General features: G+C 44.6%; 2 protein-coding genes. Both read right to left on the reverse strand.

Annotated features, from left to right (window positions below):
- A partial coding sequence (locus AC1MDJ_RS08155) for a coiled-coil domain-containing protein (protein WP_479690415.1) occupies nt 1-631 on the reverse strand: 631 nt, incomplete at its 3' end.
- A gap of 24 nt (nt 632-655) precedes the next feature.
- A partial coding sequence (locus AC1MDJ_RS08160) for a FliG C-terminal domain-containing protein (protein ID WP_479690416.1) occupies nt 656-872 on the reverse strand: 217 nt, incomplete at its 5' end.

Raw genomic sequence — 872 nt, forward strand, 5'->3', positions numbered from 1 at the left:
GTTTCTTAGATGTTTCCAGTTGGGTCGGTAGCTCTTTCTTTGCTTCCTCAAACCCTTGATTTAGTTGAGCCAACTCTTCATTAAGGGCAGTAATTTTTACACTAGCCTCATCTAATGCCGCAATTTTTCCACTCAACTCCTGTGTAGCAGTGTCAAGCTGGGTTTGCAACTCGTCCATTTTGAGCAAAATATCAGCAGATACCGTTGGAGAGCTATCTTTATCTTTCGGCTCACTTACATTTCCTCGCTCCAAGCCAACTACTGGGAACGTAGGCTGGAAATCGGGCATCATATTCTTCATCTCTTCCATTTCCCCGCTACTAGGCTCGTAGGGAGAAAACATACCGCCAAAGTTGCCTAACATAGGCATATGAGAATTAACAGTCTGTTTGGACGCACTAGTTATAATTTTAGGATTGATTCGTTTATCCAACACCTGACGAACACCACTACGCGGTTTGTTGCCGTCTCCTAACAACTGCCCGCCTTCAGCCAGCATCTGAACGCTAAAGGTGTCATCTTTGAAAACCTCTGGCAGGTATCCAAATTTGCCACGTCTTAAAGGTTCAAACTCCTCTATCTGTGGCTTACTCGCTTTCAGGTCTTTGCCGTCTCTGACTATCCTTGCCATTTATTCTCCAAAATAAAACAGACTCTACACAAACGAGTTTTCTTCGCCGCCACCTATGCTTATCACGCCTTCGTCATCAAGCTTACGGGCAACAGCAACAATACCATGCTGAGCCTGTTCCACGTCTTTTAATCGTATAGGTCCCATAAACTCCATCTCTTCTTTCATTGCCTCTACGGCACGTTTAGACATGTTCTCAAAGAACCTCTCCTTAGTTTCATCATCGGCACCTTTAAGCGCA

The sequence above is a fragment of the Candidatus Termitispirillum reticulitermitis genome (assembly GCF_054655775.1).